The sequence below is a fragment of the Halococcus sp. IIIV-5B genome (assembly GCF_003602035.1).
Classification (GTDB): Archaea; Halobacteriota; Halobacteria; order Halobacteriales; family Halococcaceae; genus Halococcus; species Halococcus salsus.
On the sequence record NZ_QZWE01000012.1, the window covers coordinates 15,734 to 33,351 of the forward strand.

16 protein-coding genes are annotated in these 17,618 nt (G+C 69.2%); 3 read left to right on the plus strand and 13 right to left on the minus strand.

The window, feature by feature from the left end:
- Window positions 1-66: 66 nt before the first annotated feature.
- Both serB and D3261_RS09825 read right to left on the minus strand, forming a co-directional pair.
- Entirely contained in the window at window positions 67-702 is a 636-nt protein-coding gene (serB, locus tag D3261_RS09820; protein WP_120071900.1) for a phosphoserine phosphatase SerB, read from the minus strand.
- A gap of 57 nt (window positions 703-759) precedes the next feature.
- Complete coding sequence (locus D3261_RS09825; RefSeq protein ID WP_120071902.1) at window positions 760-2,775, minus strand: hypothetical protein; 2,016 nt, start codon at window positions 2,773-2,775, stop codon at window positions 760-762.
- Window positions 2,776-2,905: 130 nt separating this feature from the next.
- Here D3261_RS09825 and serA point away from each other — a divergent pair, with 130 nt between their 5' ends.
- Genes serA through D3261_RS09840 form a run of 3 tightly spaced genes read left to right on the plus strand, consistent with a single transcriptional unit; the run spans window position 2,906 to window position 6,367 of the window.
- Window positions 2,906-4,492: a phosphoglycerate dehydrogenase gene (gene serA, locus D3261_RS09830; protein ID WP_120072045.1), complete on the plus strand. Its 1,587-nt coding sequence runs from the start codon at window positions 2,906-2,908 to the stop codon at window positions 4,490-4,492.
- 46 nt (window positions 4,493-4,538) lie between these two features.
- On the plus strand, window positions 4,539-6,113 hold the full coding sequence (locus tag D3261_RS09835) for a Na+/H+ antiporter NhaC family protein (RefSeq protein ID WP_120071904.1): 1,575 nt from the start codon (window positions 4,539-4,541) through the stop codon (window positions 6,111-6,113).
- Window positions 6,110-6,367, plus strand: coding sequence for a hypothetical protein (locus D3261_RS09840; RefSeq protein ID WP_120071906.1), 258 nt, complete (start codon window positions 6,110-6,112; stop codon window positions 6,365-6,367). Before D3261_RS09835 ends, D3261_RS09840 begins: the two co-directional genes overlap by 4 nt.
- 76 nt (window positions 6,368-6,443) lie before the next feature.
- Here the strand turns inward: D3261_RS09840 and D3261_RS09845 are convergent, their stop codons facing one another.
- The 11 genes from D3261_RS09845 to argH all read right to left on the minus strand — a co-directional run bounded on the left by D3261_RS09845 (window position 6,444) and on the right by argH (window position 17,617).
- A complete protein-coding gene (locus D3261_RS09845) occupies window positions 6,444-7,952 on the minus strand; it encodes a S8/S53 family peptidase (RefSeq protein WP_120071908.1) in 1,509 nt (502 codons plus the stop codon).
- 83 nt (window positions 7,953-8,035) lie between these two features.
- Window positions 8,036-8,545, minus strand: coding sequence for a TspO/MBR family protein (locus D3261_RS09850; RefSeq protein WP_120071910.1), 510 nt, complete (start codon window positions 8,543-8,545; stop codon window positions 8,036-8,038).
- 92 nt (window positions 8,546-8,637) lie between these two features.
- Complete coding sequence (gene thrC / locus D3261_RS09855) at window positions 8,638-9,891, minus strand: threonine synthase (RefSeq protein ID WP_120071912.1); 1,254 nt, start codon at window positions 9,889-9,891, stop codon at window positions 8,638-8,640.
- Between the two features lie 63 nt (window positions 9,892-9,954).
- On the minus strand, window positions 9,955-10,881 hold the full coding sequence (gene argF, locus D3261_RS09860; RefSeq protein ID WP_120071914.1) for an ornithine carbamoyltransferase: 927 nt from the start codon (window positions 10,879-10,881) through the stop codon (window positions 9,955-9,957).
- Complete coding sequence (locus D3261_RS09865) at window positions 10,878-11,945, minus strand: [LysW]-lysine hydrolase (RefSeq protein WP_120071915.1); 1,068 nt, start codon at window positions 11,943-11,945, stop codon at window positions 10,878-10,880. Before D3261_RS09865 ends, argF begins: the two co-directional genes overlap by 4 nt.
- On the minus strand, window positions 11,942-13,078 hold the full coding sequence (locus D3261_RS09870; protein WP_120071917.1) for an aspartate aminotransferase family protein: 1,137 nt from the start codon (window positions 13,076-13,078) through the stop codon (window positions 11,942-11,944). Before D3261_RS09870 ends, D3261_RS09865 begins: the two co-directional genes overlap by 4 nt.
- The gene (locus D3261_RS09875) at window positions 13,075-13,911 is read right to left on the minus strand and encodes an acetylglutamate/acetylaminoadipate kinase (protein ID WP_120071919.1); all 837 of its coding nucleotides are present in this window, start codon (window positions 13,909-13,911) and stop codon (window positions 13,075-13,077) included. Before D3261_RS09875 ends, D3261_RS09870 begins: the two co-directional genes overlap by 4 nt.
- Entirely contained in the window at window positions 13,908-14,945 is a 1,038-nt protein-coding gene (gene argC, locus D3261_RS09880) for an N-acetyl-gamma-glutamyl-phosphate reductase (protein ID WP_120071921.1), read from the minus strand. Before argC ends, D3261_RS09875 begins: the two co-directional genes overlap by 4 nt.
- Window positions 14,946-14,964: 19 nt before the next feature.
- Window positions 14,965-15,837: a lysine biosynthesis protein LysX gene (lysX, locus tag D3261_RS09885; RefSeq protein WP_120071923.1), complete on the minus strand. Its 873-nt coding sequence runs from the start codon at window positions 15,835-15,837 to the stop codon at window positions 14,965-14,967.
- A 1-nt stretch (window position 15,838) separates the two neighbouring features.
- On the minus strand, window positions 15,839-16,003 hold the full coding sequence (gene lysW, locus D3261_RS09890; RefSeq protein ID WP_007691430.1) for a lysine biosynthesis protein LysW: 165 nt from the start codon (window positions 16,001-16,003) through the stop codon (window positions 15,839-15,841).
- Window positions 16,004-16,159: 156 nt separating this feature from the next.
- Complete coding sequence (gene argH / locus D3261_RS09895) at window positions 16,160-17,617, minus strand: argininosuccinate lyase (RefSeq protein ID WP_120071925.1); 1,458 nt, start codon at window positions 17,615-17,617, stop codon at window positions 16,160-16,162.
- Window position 17,618 lies beyond the last annotated feature (1 nt).

Here is a 17,618-nt window from a genome sequence, read left to right on the forward strand (position 1 = left end):
CGAGTCGTTTTCCGCTGCATACCGAACGCGACCGACACAGCGGCGAGCTATCGGCCCGCCTTCCGCTTAGAGAACGTCCCGCGCTTCGAGCACGTCGCGGAGCTCGGCCATCGACTCGACCACGACGTCACAGTGGGGTTCGACGGCGGGTTTCGGGTCGTAGCCAACCGCGAGGCCCGCCGTGCGGAGCATCGGGAGGTCGTTCGCACCGTCGCCGACCGCGACCGTGTCCTCGACGTCGACTCCCGCGTTTCCGGCCACCGTCCGGAGCGCGTCGTCCTTCGTCCCCTCGACCAGCGGGCCGCTGACCTCGCCGGTGAGCCGCTCGCCGTCGAACTCGAGCTGGTTCGCGACGATGGTGTCGACCGGGGTCTCGTTCCGGGCGAGGACGTGCTCGACGCCCCGGCCGAAGCCACCCGTGAGGACCGCCGTGACGACGCCGGCGTCGTTGAGCACGTTGACGAGGTCGGCCGCACCGGGGTTGAGTTCGACCGCGTCGAAGGCGGCTTCGACGGCTTCAACGGGGAGCCCTTCGAGCAGCGCGACGCGCTCGCGGAGGCTCTCGGCGTACTCGATCTCGTCGTTCATCGCGCGCTCGGTGATGGCCGCCATCTCGTCGGCGACCCCACACTGCTCGCCGAGCAGGACCGTCATCTCCGAGTTCGAGAGCGTCCCGTCGAAATCGAACGCGACGAGGTTCATACCCACCCTTCGGGTCGAGCGGGTTCAACCTACTGGAGTCGGGCAGCGGTCCGGGAGCTACTCCCCGACGACCGCGATGGCGTACGTTCGGGCGGCTTCGGGGTCGGTGTCGAGCACCCTCATCGCCCTCCCTGCGGGTCTGAAGGCCACGAGGCCGGCGTAGGGCATCGCGTACGCGCTCGATACGCGGTCACGTGCGTCGCCGGCGAGTTCGAGCGACGGCGAGCCGTCCTCGTGACCGAGGGCATCGCGCGGGAGACCGTAGAACACCGACCCGTCGGGAACCGTCGAGACGGTCGTGCTGGCCCCGCCGAGCCCCCGAGTTCCCGAATCCCCGACGAGCGAGAGTGCGCTCGGATCGGGGACACCGTTCGCTTCCGCCGTGCGTACCCAGAGGTCGAAGACTTCCCTCGGGGCGAACCCGGAACGTGATTCGAGTCTACGGAGCCGCTTCCGCTGGGTGCGGTGGTCCGGGAAGGCCAGCACTTCCATCGATCGGTCGGGGGTCGCGAGGTCGAGCGCGACCGTCGTCGGGTCGCCGGCCGTCAGCGGTTCGTCGACGGTCGCGTGGCCGGCGCTGAACCGTTCGAGGTCGCGGTCGACGGCCGCGGCGGCTCCCTCGGTGAGAAAGCACGCGACGGTCGCCGGCATCGCGAGGGCCGCCGAGAGACGCGCACCGTCGCTTCGAGGCCGGGTCTTCACCCGGCATTCGAGCCGGCCGTCCGGGGCGAAACGCTCGCGCGGGAGGCCTCGAAAGATCGAGACGGTGCGGCCGTCGCGTCCGTAGGGGTAGTTCCCGTCGAGATAGCCGTCGAAGTCCCCGAGGAACGTCCACTCCCCGTCACGAGTTCGGGCCGAGAGTCGGTGGTCGTAGAACGAGAAATCCCGACCGACGAGCCAGAGGTCGATGGGGTCGCCCTTCGACCCGTTCTCCGAACCGGCTCCCTCGCCCCGGCGTTTCGACCGGAGCGCGGCGTAGGCGTACTGGTAGCGGTCGCGGGCGAAGGTGAGCGTGCTGGCGTGGGGTCCGTCGCGCGCCGCCGGCCCGCGGTTGGGGAGAAACGGGTCGAATCCCCGCTCGGTCGGGGTGTAGGCGGTCCGGGCGTACCAGCCGACTCCCTCGGCTCCCGCCCCGAGCGCCACCCGGAGGTCCATCCAGACGTCCTGTTTGCTGGGGGTGTAGCGCGGGTCGATGGTGTGGGCCTGGCCGAGGAACGTCACCGGCCGGCCGTCGGTCGCCGTTCGGGCGTTGCTCACGAGGCTCTCGACGGCCCGGTTCGCCGGTTCGGGGCCTACGTCCTTCGCGTACCAGCCCCGGTAGAAGTCGGTGAAGGTGAACGCCGGCAACGCGTCGCGCGCCCGCAAACCATCCGTGAGCTCCACGAACGTCTTCGGCTGTTTGCTGTCGACGAGGTACGGGAAGTGGACGAAGACCCCGACGTCGACATCGGGGGCGACCTCGGCTACCTGCTCCCGCTGGTCGGTGAAGATCCGCGGCCCGAGGCGTTCGAGGTTCGAGACGGCCTGGTCGTTCCAGGCCCCGCTCTCGACCCACCGGCCGCCGACGGGAGCCTCCTGCCAGAGTATGACCCGACCGTTCGGAAAGGATTCGGCGTAGCTCGCGGCGACCGTCGCGAGCCCGTCGAGGTGTCGACGACGCGCCTCCCCGTCCGCGACGAACGCGGTCGCATCGAGCGACTTGAGCACGCCGACGTTGATCCACGCCTCGACACCGTGACGTTCGGCGACGGCGAACGCGGCTTCGAGGGCCGGCACGTCGTCGATCCCGGCGTCGGCCTTCGCGATGACCACCGCGAGGTCGTGGCGGCCCGCGAAGGCGAAGAGGTTCTCGCGGACCCGCTCGTCGCGCCAGAGCGCCTGCTCGGCCCAGACGAAGTCCCTGGGGTCGGCGGTAGCTTCCCCGTTAAAACTGCTCCCAGTCGTGGTTCGGTCGGGGGCTCCACCGCCCAGGGTCGCATCCGGGCGGCGACCCAGCTCGGTCACGCCCGCACAACCCGAAAGCGAGAGCGCGCCGGCCGCCGCGGTCGTGCCGAGGAACCCCCGTCGATCCATTCCCCGTACCTCCGCCTACCATCCGAATAAACACTCGGGTGGTGCGCTCCGACCCCGTCGGTCACGTACTGGAGCGGCGAATCGTGCACGTGAAGAAAGGGTTATGCCCGCCGCGTCGATGATTCGGGACATGAAGGTACTCGTGACGGACCCCATCGCCGAGCCGGGTCTCGACCGGCTCCGCGAGGCGGGCCACGACGTCGAAACCGCCTACGATGTCGAGGGTGACGACCTCCGGTCGGCGGTCGCCGACGCCGGTGCGCTGGTCGTCCGGTCGGGCACCGAGGTCGACCGCGAGCTGTTCGAGGCCGCACCGGAACTCACGATCGTCGGTCGGGCCGGGATCGGCGTCGACAACATCGACATCGACGCCGCGACCGAACACGGCGTGATCGTCGCCAACGCACCCGAGGGCAACGTCCGCGCCGCCGCCGAACACACCGTCGCGATGACGTTCGCCGCCGCGCGGTCGATCCCCCAGGCCCACGGCCGGCTCAAGCAGGGCGAGTGGGCCAAGAGTGACTATCTGGGGACCGAGCTCAACGGCGCGACCCTCGGCATCGTCGGCTTCGGCCGCGTCGGCCAGGAGGTGGCGAAGAAGCTCGACGGCCTCGGGATGAACCTGGTGGCCTACGACCCCTACATCTCGGAGGAGCGCGCCGGCCGGCTGGGTGCCGAACTCGTCGAACTCGACGAGTGTCTCGAACAGGCCAACGTGCTGACCCTCCACACCCCGCTCACCCCCGAGACGGAGGACCTGATCAGCAGCGACGAACTCGACCGGATGGACGGTGGCTTCCTCGTCAACTGCGCCCGCGGCGGCGTCGTCGACGAGGACGCGTTGGCCGCTGCCGTCGACGACGGTACCCTCCGCGGGGCGGCGATCGACGTCTTCGCGGACGAACCCCTCTCGCCCGACAGCCCCCTCCTGCAGGCGGACGACGTGGTGGTGACCCCGCACCTCGGCGCGAGCACCCACGCCGCCCAGGAGAACGTCGCCACCGACATCGCCGACCAGGTGCTCTCGGCCTTCCGGAACGAACCGGTGATGAACGCGCTCAACGCGCCCTCGATGGACGCGAGCGCGTTCCCGCGGGTCCGTCCCTACCTCGACATCGCCTCGACGGCGGGGAAGATCGCCACCCAGTTGCTCGACGGCCGCGTCGAGGGTGTCGAGATACGCTACGCGGGCGAGATCGCCGAGGAGGAGGTCGACCTCGTGACCGCGAGCGCGCTCGAAGGCGTGTTCGAGCCGCTCGAATGGCAGGTCAACGCGGTCAACGCCCCGCGGATCGCCGACGAGCGCGGTATCGACGTCACCGAGTCGAAGACCCGCCAGTCCGAGGACTTCCAGAGCCTCGTGACGGTCACGGTGAAGAACGGCGACCAGGAGGTCGGGGTCTGCGGGACGCTGTTCGCTGGCGAGGACCCGCGGATCGTCCGGATCGACGGCTTCCGCGTCGACGCCATCCCCGCGGGCCACATGCTGGTCGCGCGCAACAAGGACGCCCCCGGCGTGATCGGATTTATCGGCACAGTACTAGGCGATTCGGACATCAACATCGCGGGGATGTTCAACGCCCGCGGCACCATCGGCGGCGAGGCGCTCACGGTCTACAACCTCGACCACGCCGTCCCAGAGGACCTTCGCGAACGGCTCGAAGCCGACGAGCGGATCATCGGAACCCGATACATCGCGCTCAACGGTACCGAGTAGCGATAGTTATTTCAGCTTCCTCCGAACATCACCTGACGAACTATCAATGAGTAGCGATAGAACCGGCGGATCCGAGGGATCGGCCGACGAGTACGGTGAGGGCCTCGGTGACGCGAGCGAGGGGCCACGGATCGAGTTCTACGGCGGGCGGTGGATGAGCGCGCTCCCGCTCGCGATCTTCGTGGTCTGGGCGGTGGTCCAGAGCGGGCTGCTCCAGGTCGGCGACACCTCCGGTCTGGTGATCGGCATGTTGATCGCCCTGATCGTTGGGATGTTCTTCGTCAAGGGCGATTGGAAGGACTACGCGAACACCATCTTCGAGGGGATGACCCAACCCGTGGCGGCGACCGCCATCGTGGCGTGGCTCTGGGCCGGGATGTTCGCCGACACGCTCCAAGCGGGTGGGTTCGTCGGCGGCCTCGTCTGGGCGGCGAACGCGCTCTCGGTCGGTGCGTCGCTCTTTCCCGCGATCACCTTCCTCCTCGCGGCGCTGCTCGCGACCGGCATCGGCTCCGGCTACGGGACAGCCGTGGCGTTCACGACCCTCTTCTTCCCGGCCGGCGTGCTCCTCGGGGCGAGCCCCGTGCTCATGTTCGGGGCGATCCTCTCGGGGGCGGTCTTCGGCGACAACCTCGCGCCGGTGAGCGACACCACGATCGTGAGCGCGGTGACCCAGGACGCCGACATCGGTGGCGTGGTCGCCTCGCGGTTCAAGTACGCCGTCATCGCGGCGGTCCTCGCGCTCGTCGGCTACGTCGTCGCGGGCACTACGATGGGGAGCCCGTTCGACGTCGGGCAGAACGCTCAGTCCCTGTTCGTCCAGAACAGCGACCCGCTTGGGCTCGTCCATCTCCTCGCCATCGGCGTCGTCATCGCCACCGCGGTGGCCGGTCGTCACATCGTCGAGGCGATCTCCTGGGGGATCATCGTCTCGATCGTCGCCAGCCTCGCCACCGGCCTCGCGTCGGTGAGCGACATTCTCGTCTTCCAGGCCCCGCGGAACTCGGGGATCGCCCAGTCGCTCTCGGGGCTGCCGTTCGTCGAACTCGTCGACACCGGGACCTCCGCGGTCGGCGGGAGCCTCTACACCGGGGCGACCGGCTTCTTCCCGCTGATCGTGCTCACGCTCGTGATCGTCGCGGGCGCACAGATCCTGGTTCGCGGCGGCGGCTTCGCGGCGATGCAGGACTGGCTTCTCAACACTGTGGCCACCAGCGTCCGGCGCGCCGAGACCACGATGGTGCTCGGGACGGCAGCGATCAACTCGATGATCACCATCAACACCGCCGCCGAGATCGCGATCGCCCCCTACATCGCCCGGATCGGCGAGCGGTTCAACATCAACGGCTACCGGCGGGCCAACATCCTCGACGCCAACACCTCGGCGCTCGGCTACATCTTCCCGTGGGGCGGCGGCGTGCTCGCGGGCTACACCGCGATGCTCGGGCTGCCCGACCAGTACGACTGGTTCACCCAGGCGATGCTCGTCAACCCCGCCCAGGTCTGGCCGTTCGTCTTCCACGGCTGGTTCCTCTTTTTCGTCTTCGTGGTCGCGGCCCTCTCGGGCTTCGGTCTCGAATACGTCTCCGACCGTGAGTCCGAGGAGGTGGCGCGGGTATGAGCCGCTTCGACGCGTTCACGGCGGGCTGGTCGTTTCGAACCACGACCCCGAGCTTCGAAGCGGGTGAGGAGATCACCGCCTTCGTCACGGGCTACGAGGACGGTGCGGGTGTGGCACGGATCGGCGACACCGTGCTCACGCTGACCGACGCCGCGCCGGAGCTCGTGGACACCCAGGTCGACCTCCGGATCGAGGAGTTCGACGACTCGGACCACACCGGTCGGGCGACGATTCTCTCGGACGACGGGAACTGAGCGGCTCTCCCCGTTCCCCTGTCGAATTGGGGGTCGAAAAATGACCGTCAGTGCCGGGTTCGGCTCGATCTACTGACTACTTTCCGACGCGCTCGACGAGGCGTTCGAGGTCGAGATGTCCCGCCCCGTGGTAGGCCTCGCCGCCGGGCGCGTCGCTCGCGGTCTCCCGGATGAGCGATTCGACCGCCTCGACGCTCGCGTCGGGCCGGAGCGAGCGCACGAGCGCGACCGCCCCCGCGACCTGCGGGGCGGCCATCGAGGTGCCCGCCTTCCAGCCGTAGCCCGGTTCGGTGTCGACGATCTCGCTCGGCCGGTTCACTGGCTCGTCCTCGTCGTCGTCCGGGCCGTCCTCGTAGGTCGTCTTCACGATGGTCGAGTAGACGAGGTCGCGCTCCGCCTCGGGGATCCTGTCGAGCGCGTCGCGGTCCGCGTCGCCGCCCGCGGCGCTCACGTCGACGGCGCTCCCGTAGTTGGTGTAGAACGCCGGGGAGTCCGTCGGGTCCTCGAGTCGATTCCCCGTCAACCACTTCTCCTCGTTGTCGCTGTGTTTGCCGCCCCAGCCACAGCCGATCGGGCCGGTCGCGGCCACGCCGAAGACGCCCTCGGCCTCCGTCGGGATGCTGAGGATCTCGCCGTATTCGGGGTGGGATCCGCTCATGTCGAGCTCGTCGTTGCCCGCGGAGTTGACGATGACCGTCCCCTGCGAGCGGACGTACTCGGCGACCTGTTCGGCGATACGGAGCTCTTCCCGCAGGTCTATTTCCTCCTCGTACTCGCGGTCCGGATAGACGTACGGCGCGGGGAAGCCGACGCTGTAGTTGATGGCGTCACAGCCCGCCTCGGCGGCCTTCACCCAGCCGGCGTAGCCGTCGCCCTGTTTGCCCTCCTGGCCGGAGAACATCCGGTAGGAGACGATCTCGGTGTCCGGGGCGGTCCCGAGCACGCCGCCGTCGGGACCGTCGTTGCTGTTCGTCGCGGCGATGATACCCGCGACGTGGGTCCCGTGGTCGCCGGCCCCGTTGGGCCGCCAGTCGTAGGGGTCCTCGGAGACGTTCTCCGAGAGCTCGTCGTTGACGACGTCCGCGAGGTCGGGGTGGGCGTCGTAGACACCCGAGTCGACGACGGCGATGCGGGTGCCCGCGCCGGTCGAGACGTCGTGGACCGACTTCCCGCCACCGGGTTTGCCGGTCAGGTCGTTGCTGACGTCCTGTTCGCGCTTGTCCCACTGGAACTCGCTGTTCGAGGGCGCGCCGTCGTGGTTGTGGCTCGACCCCTTACCGTCGGTGGTCGGCCCGTCCCGCGACTCGACGGCCCCGACGCGGTCGTCACCCCGGTCGATGACCCGGTCGGCGACCGTCGTGCCCGCCACCCGGTCCTGGTCGCCACGCGCGACCAGCACGTCCGCCTGCGAGAGGTCGTGGACGATCTCGACGTCGTCGGGAATCTCGGAGCGGTCGACGTCGCGGAGGTTGATGAAGAAGCGCGAGTCGGAGCGGCTCGCCGTCGCGGTGCCGACGCCGAGCGTCGCCACCCCGACCGCCGTCCCGGTCAACTGGAGGAACCGCCGTCTGTCGTATCGTCCCATAGCGACCGTTGTTATCGAGGAATCCGTGTTAAATATTCGTCTTCAGGAACTGAACGTATTGGGACGGCGCAACCGTCGTCGCCTCAGTTGAGCGTCCAGATCGCGTAGTTCAGCGCGGTGGCGAACGAGACCCACGCGAGATACGGTACCAGCAACGCCGCCGCACGGCGGTCGATTCGGGCGAAGAGCCCGATGGTGGCGACGATCGCGACCCAAAGCGGCACGATGACCACGAGCCCCAGCGCCGGCGATTCCAGCCCGAAGAAGGCGGGCGACCACGCGAGGTTGAGCACGAACTGGACCGCGAAGGCGACGAGGCCCAGCCGGACCCCGCGGCGGTCGAACCCCGCCCGCCAGACCAGCCACGCCGCGACGCCCTGGAGCGCGTAGAGCGCCGTCCAGACCGGACCGAACACCCAGTTCGGCGGGGTGAAGCCGGATTTCTCGATGGTGGTGTACCACGTCGCTATCTGGGGGCTCGTCACCAGCCCGGCGGCCGCGCCGAGGACGACACAGACCGCGACCGCGGCGACGACCGTGAGGAGCGGCCGGCGGTCGGGAAGCGCGGGCTGGGAGCCCTGTGTGATGGACATACGACCTATTGGGACGGCTACCGGTTAGCAGTATCGCCGTTATACCCCGCGCTCGACCGGCGACGCGTCCGTGACCGCTCCGAGTTCGGACCTTACTCGGCGAGATGACCGAGGATCGCCTCGGTGTCGTTCGGCACCGGCTCGGGGTCCCGACTAGCGGCGGCCGCCGCGTCGGGGTCCTTCAGGAGGTGGCCGGTCGTGAGACAGACCACGTCCTCGTCGTCGGCGACCACGCCGGACTCCCGAAGCTTCCGGAGGCCAGCGATGCTCGCCGCCGAGGCGGGTTCGACGCCGACGCCCTCCTCCGCGAGCGCGCGCTGGGCGTCGACGATCGCCTCGTCCGTGACCGCGACCGCCGTGCCCCCGGTTTCTCGAATTCCGGGCAGTGCCTTCCGGGCGTTGACCGGGTTCCCGATCCGGATCGCGGTCGCGCGGGTCTCGACCTCCTCCCAGCGTCGGGTGTCGTCCGACCCTTCTTCGATGGCCTCGACCATCGGCGCGGCCCCCTCGGCCTGGACTCCGGTGAGCATCGGCACCTCCTCCTCGGTGAGCGCGCCCGCCTCCACGAGCTCGCGGAAGGCCTTGTAGAGCGCGGCGGTGTTGCCGGCGTTGCCCACGGGCAAAACGATCCGGTCGGGGTAGCGACCGTAGTCGTCCCGAAACGCCTCCAGGATCTCGAAGCCGATCGTCTTCTGCCCCTCCAAGCGGAAGGGGTTGATCGAGTTCAGGAGGTAGGCTTCACCCATATCGGCGAGCTCGGCCACGATGTCGAGGCAGGCGTCGAAGTTGCCGTTGACTTCGAGGATCCGTGCGCCGTGGAGGGCGGCCTGCGCGACCTTCCCCGCCGCGACCTTCCCCGCCGGAAGCAGGACGAGGGTCTCGACCCCCGCACGGCCGCCGTAGGCCGCGAGCGCCGCGCTGGTGTTCCCCGTGGAGGCACACGCGAGGCGGTCGACACCGAGCTCCTGGGCGACCCGCACTCCGACGGTCATGCCCCGATCCTTGAAGCTCCCCGTGGGGTTCATCCCCTCGTGTTTGACCCGGAGGCTCCGGACGCCGACGTCGGCTTCGAGCCGCGGCACCTCGTGGAGCGGGGTGTCGCCCTCCGGGAGCGAGACACCCGACTCGAACGGCAGCGCGGCGGCGTAGCGCCAGACACCTCTCCCCGAGAAGTCCTCGAAGGTCGGGTACGCCTCGTAGCGCGCTTCGAGGAGGCCGTCACAGTCGGGACAGCGGTAGGTGGGTTCGTCGAACGGGGCGTTGGTTCGGCCGCACTCGATGCAGGCGAGCCAGACGCCGTCCGCGGCGGCTTCCGGGGCCGACGAGCCGAGCGAGAGCTCCGTCATTGGTCGCGAGAGACGCGCCGCGAGGAAAAGTGGGCCGGTTGTCGCGACCCGTTGCCGCAATCCTCAGAGCGCGTCGAGCAGGAAGGCGAGCAGTCCCTTCTGGGCGTGGAGACGGTTCTCGGCCTGCTGCCAAACGAGCTCGCGGTCGCTCTCGAGCACCGCGTTCGTGACCTCCTCGCCGCGGTGGGCGGGCAGGCAGTGCATCAAGCGTGCGTCGCTCCCCGCGAGGAGGTCGTCGTCGACCTGAAACCCACCCTCCTCGAACGCGGCGAGCTTCTCGTCTCGATTCCCATCCTCGCCCATGCTGACCCAGACGTCCGTACAGACCACGTCGGCGTCCGCGACCGCCGCCTCGGGGTCGTGGGTCACCGTCGGCGCGCTTCCGAGCTCCGCCGCCCGGTCGAGGACTGCCTCACTGATGCCGTATTCGGGTGGGGTAGCCACCGTGAGGCCGACGCCGGCGAGCGCACAGCCGAGGACGAACGACTGCGCGACGTTGTTGCCGTCGCCGACCCACGCGACGCTGGCATCGAAGCCGACCGTCTCGCGGATCGTCAGCAGGTCCGCGAGGGTCTGGCAGGGGTGGGCGTCGTCGGTCAGACCGTTCACGACCGGGACGCCCGCGTGGGCGGCGAGTTCGTCGAGGTCAGCATGATCGAACAGTCGAACCATGATGCAGTCGACGTAGCCCGAGAGCGTCCGAGCGATGTCCTTCAGCGGTTCGCGCCCGCCGAGGCCGATGTCGTCCGGACCCAGGAATATCGCGTGGCCACCGAGCTGGGTCATCCCGGTCTCGAAGGAGACCCTCGTCCTCGTCGAGGGTTTCTCGAAGACCATCCCGAGGGTCTTGCGTTCGAGGACGGGATGGGGCTCGTCGCGTTCGACCTGTGATTTGAAGCCGCTCGCGGCGTCGAGCACGGTTTCGAGCTCCGTTCGACTGAGATCGTCGATGTCGGTGAAGTGGCGAACGCCGCCCGCGTCGAGGCTCATCCGTCACTCTCCGCGACCCGGTCGGCGACGGCTTCGAGGACGGCGATGCTGTCGTCGTACTCGACGAGCGAGAGGTGTTCGTCGGGCGCGTGGTCGAGGTCGGAGTTCCCCGGCCCATAGGTCACCATCGGGCAGTCCCAGGTCTGATAGACGTTCATGTCGCTCGTCCCCGTCTTCCGGAGGAGCCGGGGGTCGCCGCCGGCCTTCCGGATCGCCCCGCGGAAGGCGCTCGCGAGCGAACTCCGTGGGTTCGTCATCACGGGCACGACCTCGTCGTGCCACCGGACGGTGCCGCCGTCGAGCTCGCCGTCGGCGGCCTCGCGGACCTCGTCGGTCGTCAGGCTGGGTGGCACCCGGAACTGGACCTCCATCGTGGCCTCGACCGAGAGCCCGTCGTCGGAGATCCCACCCTGGATCGCCGTCGGTTTGGTCGTCACGCGCTCGAACACCGGGGTCCATTCGTCGCCGTCGGCCGCCACGGCCTCGCCGACCCGGCTCCACCACTCGATCGCGTCCTCGATCGCGTTGTTGCCGGGGCGGGAGGTGTGCCCCGACTCGCTGGTGGCGACGTAGGTGCCGGCCAGCAGCCCCCGATAACCGAGGGTGATCCCGTCCCAGCCCGAGGGTTCGCCGTTGACGACCGCATCGGGCGGGTCGCGTGTCTCGACGAGGTGGCGCGCGCCGCGCGAGTCGGTCTCCTCGCCGACCACGCCCGCGAAGCTCACGCCGCTCTCGACGGCGGCGACCGCCATCGCGGCGAGCGGGCCGGTCGCGTCGACGCTCCCGCGACCCCAGAGGGATTCGACCCCATCGGTCTCCTCAACGCGGACCGGAATATCACCCGGCACGGTGTCGATGTGGGACGTCAGCAGGAGCGAGTCGTCTGCGGGCGCACGGACGTTGCCGACCTCGTCGAGCCACGCTTCGCGGCCGTGGGTCTCGAAGAACGAGACCAGCAGGTCGGCACCCGCCCGCTCCTCGCCCGACGGCGAGGGCGTCCCCACGAGGTCGACGAGGAGTCCGCGGGCCTGTTCGTCCGAGACGCCCGCGAGGGCTTCGCTCACGACTCGCCCCCGAGCACGTTCGAGAGCGCGTCGATGACTTCGTCCGCGTCGTCCTCGTCGAGGATCAACGGCGGGAGGAGACGGACCACCGAGCGCCCGGCGGGGAGCGCGAGGAGGTTCGCGTCGAGCGCGAGGTCACGGAGCGCGCGGTTCGCGCCGCGCTTGACCTCGATCCCGATCATGAGTCCCTCACCCCGGATATCGCGGACGTCGTCGCCGATCTCGGTGTCGAGCCCGGCCCGGAGGTACGCGCCCACGTCGTCGGCGTTGCTCGGGACCTCCTCCTCGACCAGCGTCGAGACGGTGGCGTCGACCGCGGCGCTTACCACTGGTCCGCCGCTGAAGGTCGCGTTGTGCGGGCCGTGGTTCTCCGCGATCCAGTCGGCACAGAGCGCCGTCCCCGCGGGGAGGCCGTTCGCCAGCCCCTTCGCGGTCGTGAGGACGTCCGGGACGACACCGGCCTGCTGGGAGGCCCAGAGGGTTCCCGTCCGGCCCATCCCCGTCTGTACCTCGTCGAAGACCAGCGCCGCGCCCGCGTCCGCCGTGCACTCGCGCGCCGCCGCGAGGTAGCCGTCGGTGGGGACGTTGATCCCGCCCTCGCCCTGGATCGGCTCGACGATCACCGCTGCCGTCTCGTCGTCGACCGCCTCCGCGAGCGCCTCGCTATCCCCGTAGGGCACGAACTCCACGTCGCCGATCAGTGGCTCGAACGGATCACGATAATCGCTGTTCCAGGTCGTCGCGAGCGCGCCCATCGTCCGACCGTGGAAGCCCTGCATCGTGGCGACGATCTTCGACCGACCAGTGGCGCTCCGGGCGAACTTCAGTGCCGCCTCGTTCGCCTCGGTCCCGGAGTTACAGAGCCAGACGTTTTCGAGGCCATCGGGGGCCGCGGCGGCGAGCGCGTCGAACGCTCGGTCGCGCGCGTCGACGGGGTAGGAGGCCTGGACGAACGTCATTCGGTCGACCTGGTCGTGGACCGCCTCGTCGACGGCGGGGTGGCTGTGCCCGAGCGGCGTACACGCGTAGCTCGCACCACAGTCGAGGTACTCCGTTCCGTTCGTATCGTAGAGGTAGGGTCCCTCACCGCGCTCGATCCGGATCGGTTTCTCCGAGTGGATGAAGTTACTCATGCCGTCGCCTCCGTTTCGAGCGCCGCGGGGAGGATGTGGGTCCCGCTACCGTCGAGCGCCGCGAGCACGGGCGAATCGGCGTTCGCGTTCGCCACGATCACTTCACTCGCCCCACCGGAGAGCGCCTCCTTCGCCGCCATCACCTTCTTCCCCATGAACCCTTCCGCCGCGCTTTCGATCGAATCGAGTTCGTCGGGCGTCTCCGCATGCTCGATGAGCGTGGTCGAATCCTCGGGGTCGGCGAGCACGCCGGGGACGTCGGTGAGCACAACGAGCTCCGCGCCAAGCGCGCCCGCGACCGCCGCGGCCGCCCGGTCGGCGTCGGCGTTGACAGGTGTCCCGTCGTCGGCGAGCATCGGCACCGTCACAACGGGCGTGTGGCCACCGTCGAGCAGCGTTTCGAGCAGGTCGGCGTTCACCGACTCGATCTTCCCGGAGTGCTCGCCCCGGCGGATCTTCTTCTTGCCGTCTTCGATCACTCGTACTGCGGACTTCCGCGGGCCGGTGAGCAGTCCGCCGTCCACCCCGGAGAGCCCGAGCGCGTCCACGCCCGCCGCCCGCAGCGACGCCGTGAGGTCGGTGTTGAGTTTGCCAGGGAGCACCATCTCGAAGACCTCCATCGTGCGCTCGTCGGTGAACCGCCCGACGACGCCCGAGGGGCTCTCGACGTACTCCGGTTCCTCGCCCAGTTGGTCGAGGGTGTCGTCGACCGCGGTCGACCCGCCGTGGACCACGACGACCCGCTCGCCCTCGGCGACGAGTTCCGCGACGTCCGCGACCGCACCCGCCGGGTTCACGGCACGCGCGCCGCCGATCTTGAGGACGACCGTCATGGCGTCCCCACGGGGTGGAGCCCCTGAAAGTCGAGACCAGCCGTTTCGTCGTAGCCGAGCGCGACGTTCGCCGCCTGTATCGCTTGCCCTGCAGAACCTTTCATCATGTTGTCGATGGCCGAAAACACCACGATTCGTTTATTACTCGGGTCGAGCTCGAAGCCGACCTCGGCGTGATTGGTCCCCGCGACCGCCTTGGGTTCGGGGTAGCGATATACTCCTGTGCCGCCGGCCACGAGCCGTACGAACGGTTCGTCGTCGTAGGACTCTCGAAACGCACCCCAGAGGTCGCCCGTCGACACCGGATTCTCGGGGAAGACGTGACACGTCGCCGACGCCCCGCGAACCATGTCGACCGCGTGGGCGGTGAACGCGACGTTACACCCGAACGCCTGGACGATCTCGGCCTCGTGGCGGTGGCCGGTCGGCGCGTAGGGGCGCACGACGCCTGAACGCTCGGGGTGTGAGGAGGCGTTCCCGCCGCCGGCACCGCCCTCTGACGACCCCACTTTGACGTCGACCACGATCCGTTCGTCGCCGGCGAGGATCCCTGCGTCGAACAGCGGGCCGAGTCCGAGAACCGTCGCGGTGGCGTTGCAGCCACCCGCCGCGATCAGGGAAGCCCCCGGAAGCTCGTCGCGATGGCGCTCGGGGAGCGCGTAGACCGACTCGTCGAGGAGTTCGGGGCGAGCGTGCCCGTCGTACCACTCGTCGTACTGTTCTTCACTCTCCAGTCGAAAGTCCGCGCTCAGGTCCACCACCGTGTCGGCAGCCTCCTGAAAGGCGTCGATATGGTCCATCGAGACGCCGTGCGGCGTCGCGGCGAAGAGCACGTCGACGCTCGCGAGGTCGGTGGGATCGCTGAAGCGCTGGTCGATCCCCCGGAGGTTCGGGTGGACCGAGCCAAGAGTTTTGTTGGTGTATTCGCGGCTAGTGGCTTCTTCGAGTTCGAACTCGGGGTGTGAGTCGATGAGGCGAAGGAGCTCGCCACCGGTGAACCCGCTCGCGCCGACCACCGACGCGGTCCTCGTCATTCGCCTTCCCTCACAAGGCTCACGGCGCGGTCACCGTCGCGGAGTCGGCCTCGACCTTGGTTTCGAGCCAGTCGACCACGCGCGCGGGCACGTCGACGTCGGTGGCCTCGGCGAGCGCCTTGAACTCCACCGTGTGATTCACCTCGTGCACGGTGTACGAATTACCGGTCTCCATCAGGTCCACACCGAGGAGGCCGCCGCCGACGGCGTCGCTCGCGCGGGCCACGAGGTCGCGGGCCTCGTCGTCGAGCTCGAACGCCGTTGCCTCGGCCCCTTTCGAGGCGTTGGTGAGCCAGTGGTCCGACGAGCGCGCCTCCGCGGCGACGGGGTCGCCGTCAGTCGTCAAAACCCGGATGTCGCGCCCGGGTTTCTCGACGAACTCCTGGACGTAGAACACCTTGTGCTCGTAGTGACCCAGCGTGGCTTTGTGTTCGAGGATCGCTTCGGCGGCGTCCCGGGAGTCGATCTTCGCCATCAGCCGACCCCACGACCCGATGACGGGTTTGAGGACACAGGGATAGCCGAAGTCCTCGATGGTTTCGAGCGCCGCGTCCTTCGTGAACGCGACCTCGGTGGTGGGTGTCGGCACGCCCGCGCTCGCGAGCGCGAGGCTGTTCTTGACCTTGTCGGCGCAGACCTCGGCGGTCGCGGCGCTGTTGACCACGGGGATGCCGTAGGCGTCGAGGAACCGTGTCGCGTACGTGCTCCGGCTGGTCGCGAGACATCGATCCACGACGAGGTCGACGTCCGCGAACGCCGCCGGCGGCTCGGAGAGGCCGAAGCGAAGCTTCCGAACGTCGATCTTCGTGACCTCGTGGCCGCGCTCCCGGAGCTCCGAGAGCAGGAGCTTCTCGTCGCGCCGGATGCGCGAGTAGAGCACGCCGATGTTCACGTCACTCCCCCCAGTCCTCTTCGAGCTCGGGGGCGGTCTCGAGCGTCGCGGGGTCGGTTTCGACCACTTCGAGCTCGCTCCCGCAGGTTCCACAGTCGAGGATCTCGCCGACTTCGGCGTCGTCGTACAGCGTCACGTCGCCGCCGCATTCCGGACAGGTTGCCATTGTACCCTCCTCTCACCCGTCTATCGGCTTAAACGCTTCGAACTTGTTCGATAATTTACAGGAACCCGTGGCCGTCGCTCCGGCGGAAAAAGCGGTCAGTTCGCGCGGTTCGTCGGTGACGACGAGATGAATGTTCCCCCTCGCGGGGGCGGTCGCTCAGCCACGTCGGGCCACCTCCCGTTCGAGTGCTTCGGCAGCGCCGTCGAGCTGCGCGCGTCGGTCGGCGAGCGCGTCCTCGTCCTCGTCGACCCCCGCCTCGCGCCGGTCGAGCGCGGCTTCGACGGACGCGGGGGCGGGACCGCCGAACGAGTCGCGGCTCGCCACGCTGGCCTCGGGGTCGAGCGCGCGCTCGACCGCTTCGCGCTCGACGTAGCTATCGAGAGAGTCGTCGAGCACCGCCTCCGCGGCGGCCGCGACCGTTCCGTACTCGACGGCTGCACCGTCCTCGATATCTTTGGCGGCGAGGGCGAGGATCTCGTGGGCAGTTCTGAAAGGGAGCCCCGCCATCGCGAGCAGGTCCGCGACGCCGGTCGCAGTCGAGAACCCCGCACTGGCGGCGTCAGCGAGCGCCTCCCGCTCCCACCTCGCGGTCGCCACCGCGCCGGCGGCCACCTCGGTCGCGGGAACGACGGCGTCGACGCTATCCCACGCGTGGGGCGTCGCGGTCTGGAGGTCGCGGTTGTACGCCCGTGGGAGTCCCTTCAGTGTGGTCAGCAGCCCGTTCAGTCCCGCATTCGCGTCGCCCGAACAGGCCCGAACGAGTTCGAGCGAGTCGGGGTTCTTCTTCTGGGGCATGATCGAGGAGGTCGAGGCGTAGTCGTCGTGGACGTCGAGGTACCCGTCGCTCGCGAACTCCACGAGGTCGGTCGCGAGCCCCGAGAGCGAGACCGAGAGGGAGGCCAGCGCGCTCGCGCCCTCGACCAGGAAGTCCCGCGTCGAGACCGCGTCCATCGAGTTCTCGACGAGCCCATCGAAGCCGAGGAGGTCGGCGGTACGCTCGCGGTCGACCTCGAAGGGCGTGCCCGCGAAGGCCGCCGCGCCGAGCGGCGAGCGGTTCGTGCGGTCGTAGGCCGCCACCAGCCGCTCGGTGTCCCGCGCGAACGCCTGCTCGTAGGAGGCGAGGAAGTGGCCGACAGTGGTGGGCTGGGCGGGTTGGCGGTGGGTGTAGCCGGGCATCAGGGTCTCCGTGTGCTCGCGTGCGCTCTCGAGCAGCGCCGAACGGAGGGCGAGGGTCGCGTCGATGGTATCCAGCAGGTCCTCGCGGAACCGGTATCTGAGACAGGTCGCTACCTCGTCGTTGCGGCTCCGTGCGGTGTGCATCCGGCCACCGTCGGGGCCGACCCGGTCGATGACCGCCGACTCGATGGCGGCGTGGATGTCCTCGCCGGAGAGGTGGTCGTACCCCGCTTCCTCGACCGCGGCGAGGCCATCGAGGATCGACCCCGCGCTCTCCTCGTCGACGATCCCCTGTTCGGCGAGCATCACGACGTGGGCGCGGTCGACCGCGAGGTCCGCCCGAAAGATCCGTTCGTCCGCCGCCATCGAGGAGAGGAAGCCGCGGGCGGGGCCGCCGCTGAACCGCTCGCCCCGGACGACGTCGCTCCCCTCGGCCATC

What these genes read in the sequence shown, in the direction of transcription:
- D3261_RS09875 (WP_120071919.1), bottom strand. Translation starts at nt 13,911, where the DNA reads ATGACGGTCGTCCTCAAGATCGGCGGCGCGCGTGCCGTGAACCCGGCG.
- D3261_RS09825 (WP_120071902.1), bottom strand. Translation starts at nt 2,775, where the DNA reads ATGGATCGACGGGGGTTCCTCGGCACGACCGCGGCGGCCGGCGCGCTC.
- serA (WP_120072045.1), top strand. Translation starts at nt 2,906, where the DNA reads ATGAAGGTACTCGTGACGGACCCCATCGCCGAGCCGGGTCTCGACCGG.
- argC (WP_120071921.1), bottom strand. Translation starts at nt 14,945, where the DNA reads ATGACGAGGACCGCGTCGGTGGTCGGCGCGAGCGGGTTCACCGGTGGC.
- argF (WP_120071914.1), bottom strand. Translation starts at nt 10,881, where the DNA reads ATGAGCCTCGACGCGGGCGGCGTTCGCCACTTCACCGACATCGACGAT.
- D3261_RS09850 (WP_120071910.1), bottom strand. Translation starts at nt 8,545, where the DNA reads ATGTCCATCACACAGGGCTCCCAGCCCGCGCTTCCCGACCGCCGGCCG.
- D3261_RS09845 (WP_120071908.1), bottom strand. Translation starts at nt 7,952, where the DNA reads ATGGGACGATACGACAGACGGCGGTTCCTCCAGTTGACCGGGACGGCG.
- serB (WP_120071900.1), bottom strand. Translation starts at nt 702, where the DNA reads ATGAACCTCGTCGCGTTCGATTTCGACGGGACGCTCTCGAACTCGGAG.
- D3261_RS09870 (WP_120071917.1), bottom strand. Translation starts at nt 13,078, where the DNA reads ATGAGTAACTTCATCCACTCGGAGAAACCGATCCGGATCGAGCGCGGT.
- lysW (WP_007691430.1), bottom strand. Translation starts at nt 16,003, where the DNA reads ATGGCAACCTGTCCGGAATGCGGCGGCGACGTGACGCTGTACGACGAC.
- D3261_RS09835 (WP_120071904.1), top strand. Translation starts at nt 4,539, where the DNA reads ATGAGTAGCGATAGAACCGGCGGATCCGAGGGATCGGCCGACGAGTAC.
- thrC (WP_120071912.1), bottom strand. Translation starts at nt 9,891, where the DNA reads ATGACGGAGCTCTCGCTCGGCTCGTCGGCCCCGGAAGCCGCCGCGGAC.
- argH (WP_120071925.1), bottom strand. Translation starts at nt 17,617, where the DNA reads ATGGCCGAGGGGAGCGACGTCGTCCGGGGCGAGCGGTTCAGCGGCGGC.
- D3261_RS09840 (WP_120071906.1), top strand. Translation starts at nt 6,110, where the DNA reads ATGAGCCGCTTCGACGCGTTCACGGCGGGCTGGTCGTTTCGAACCACG.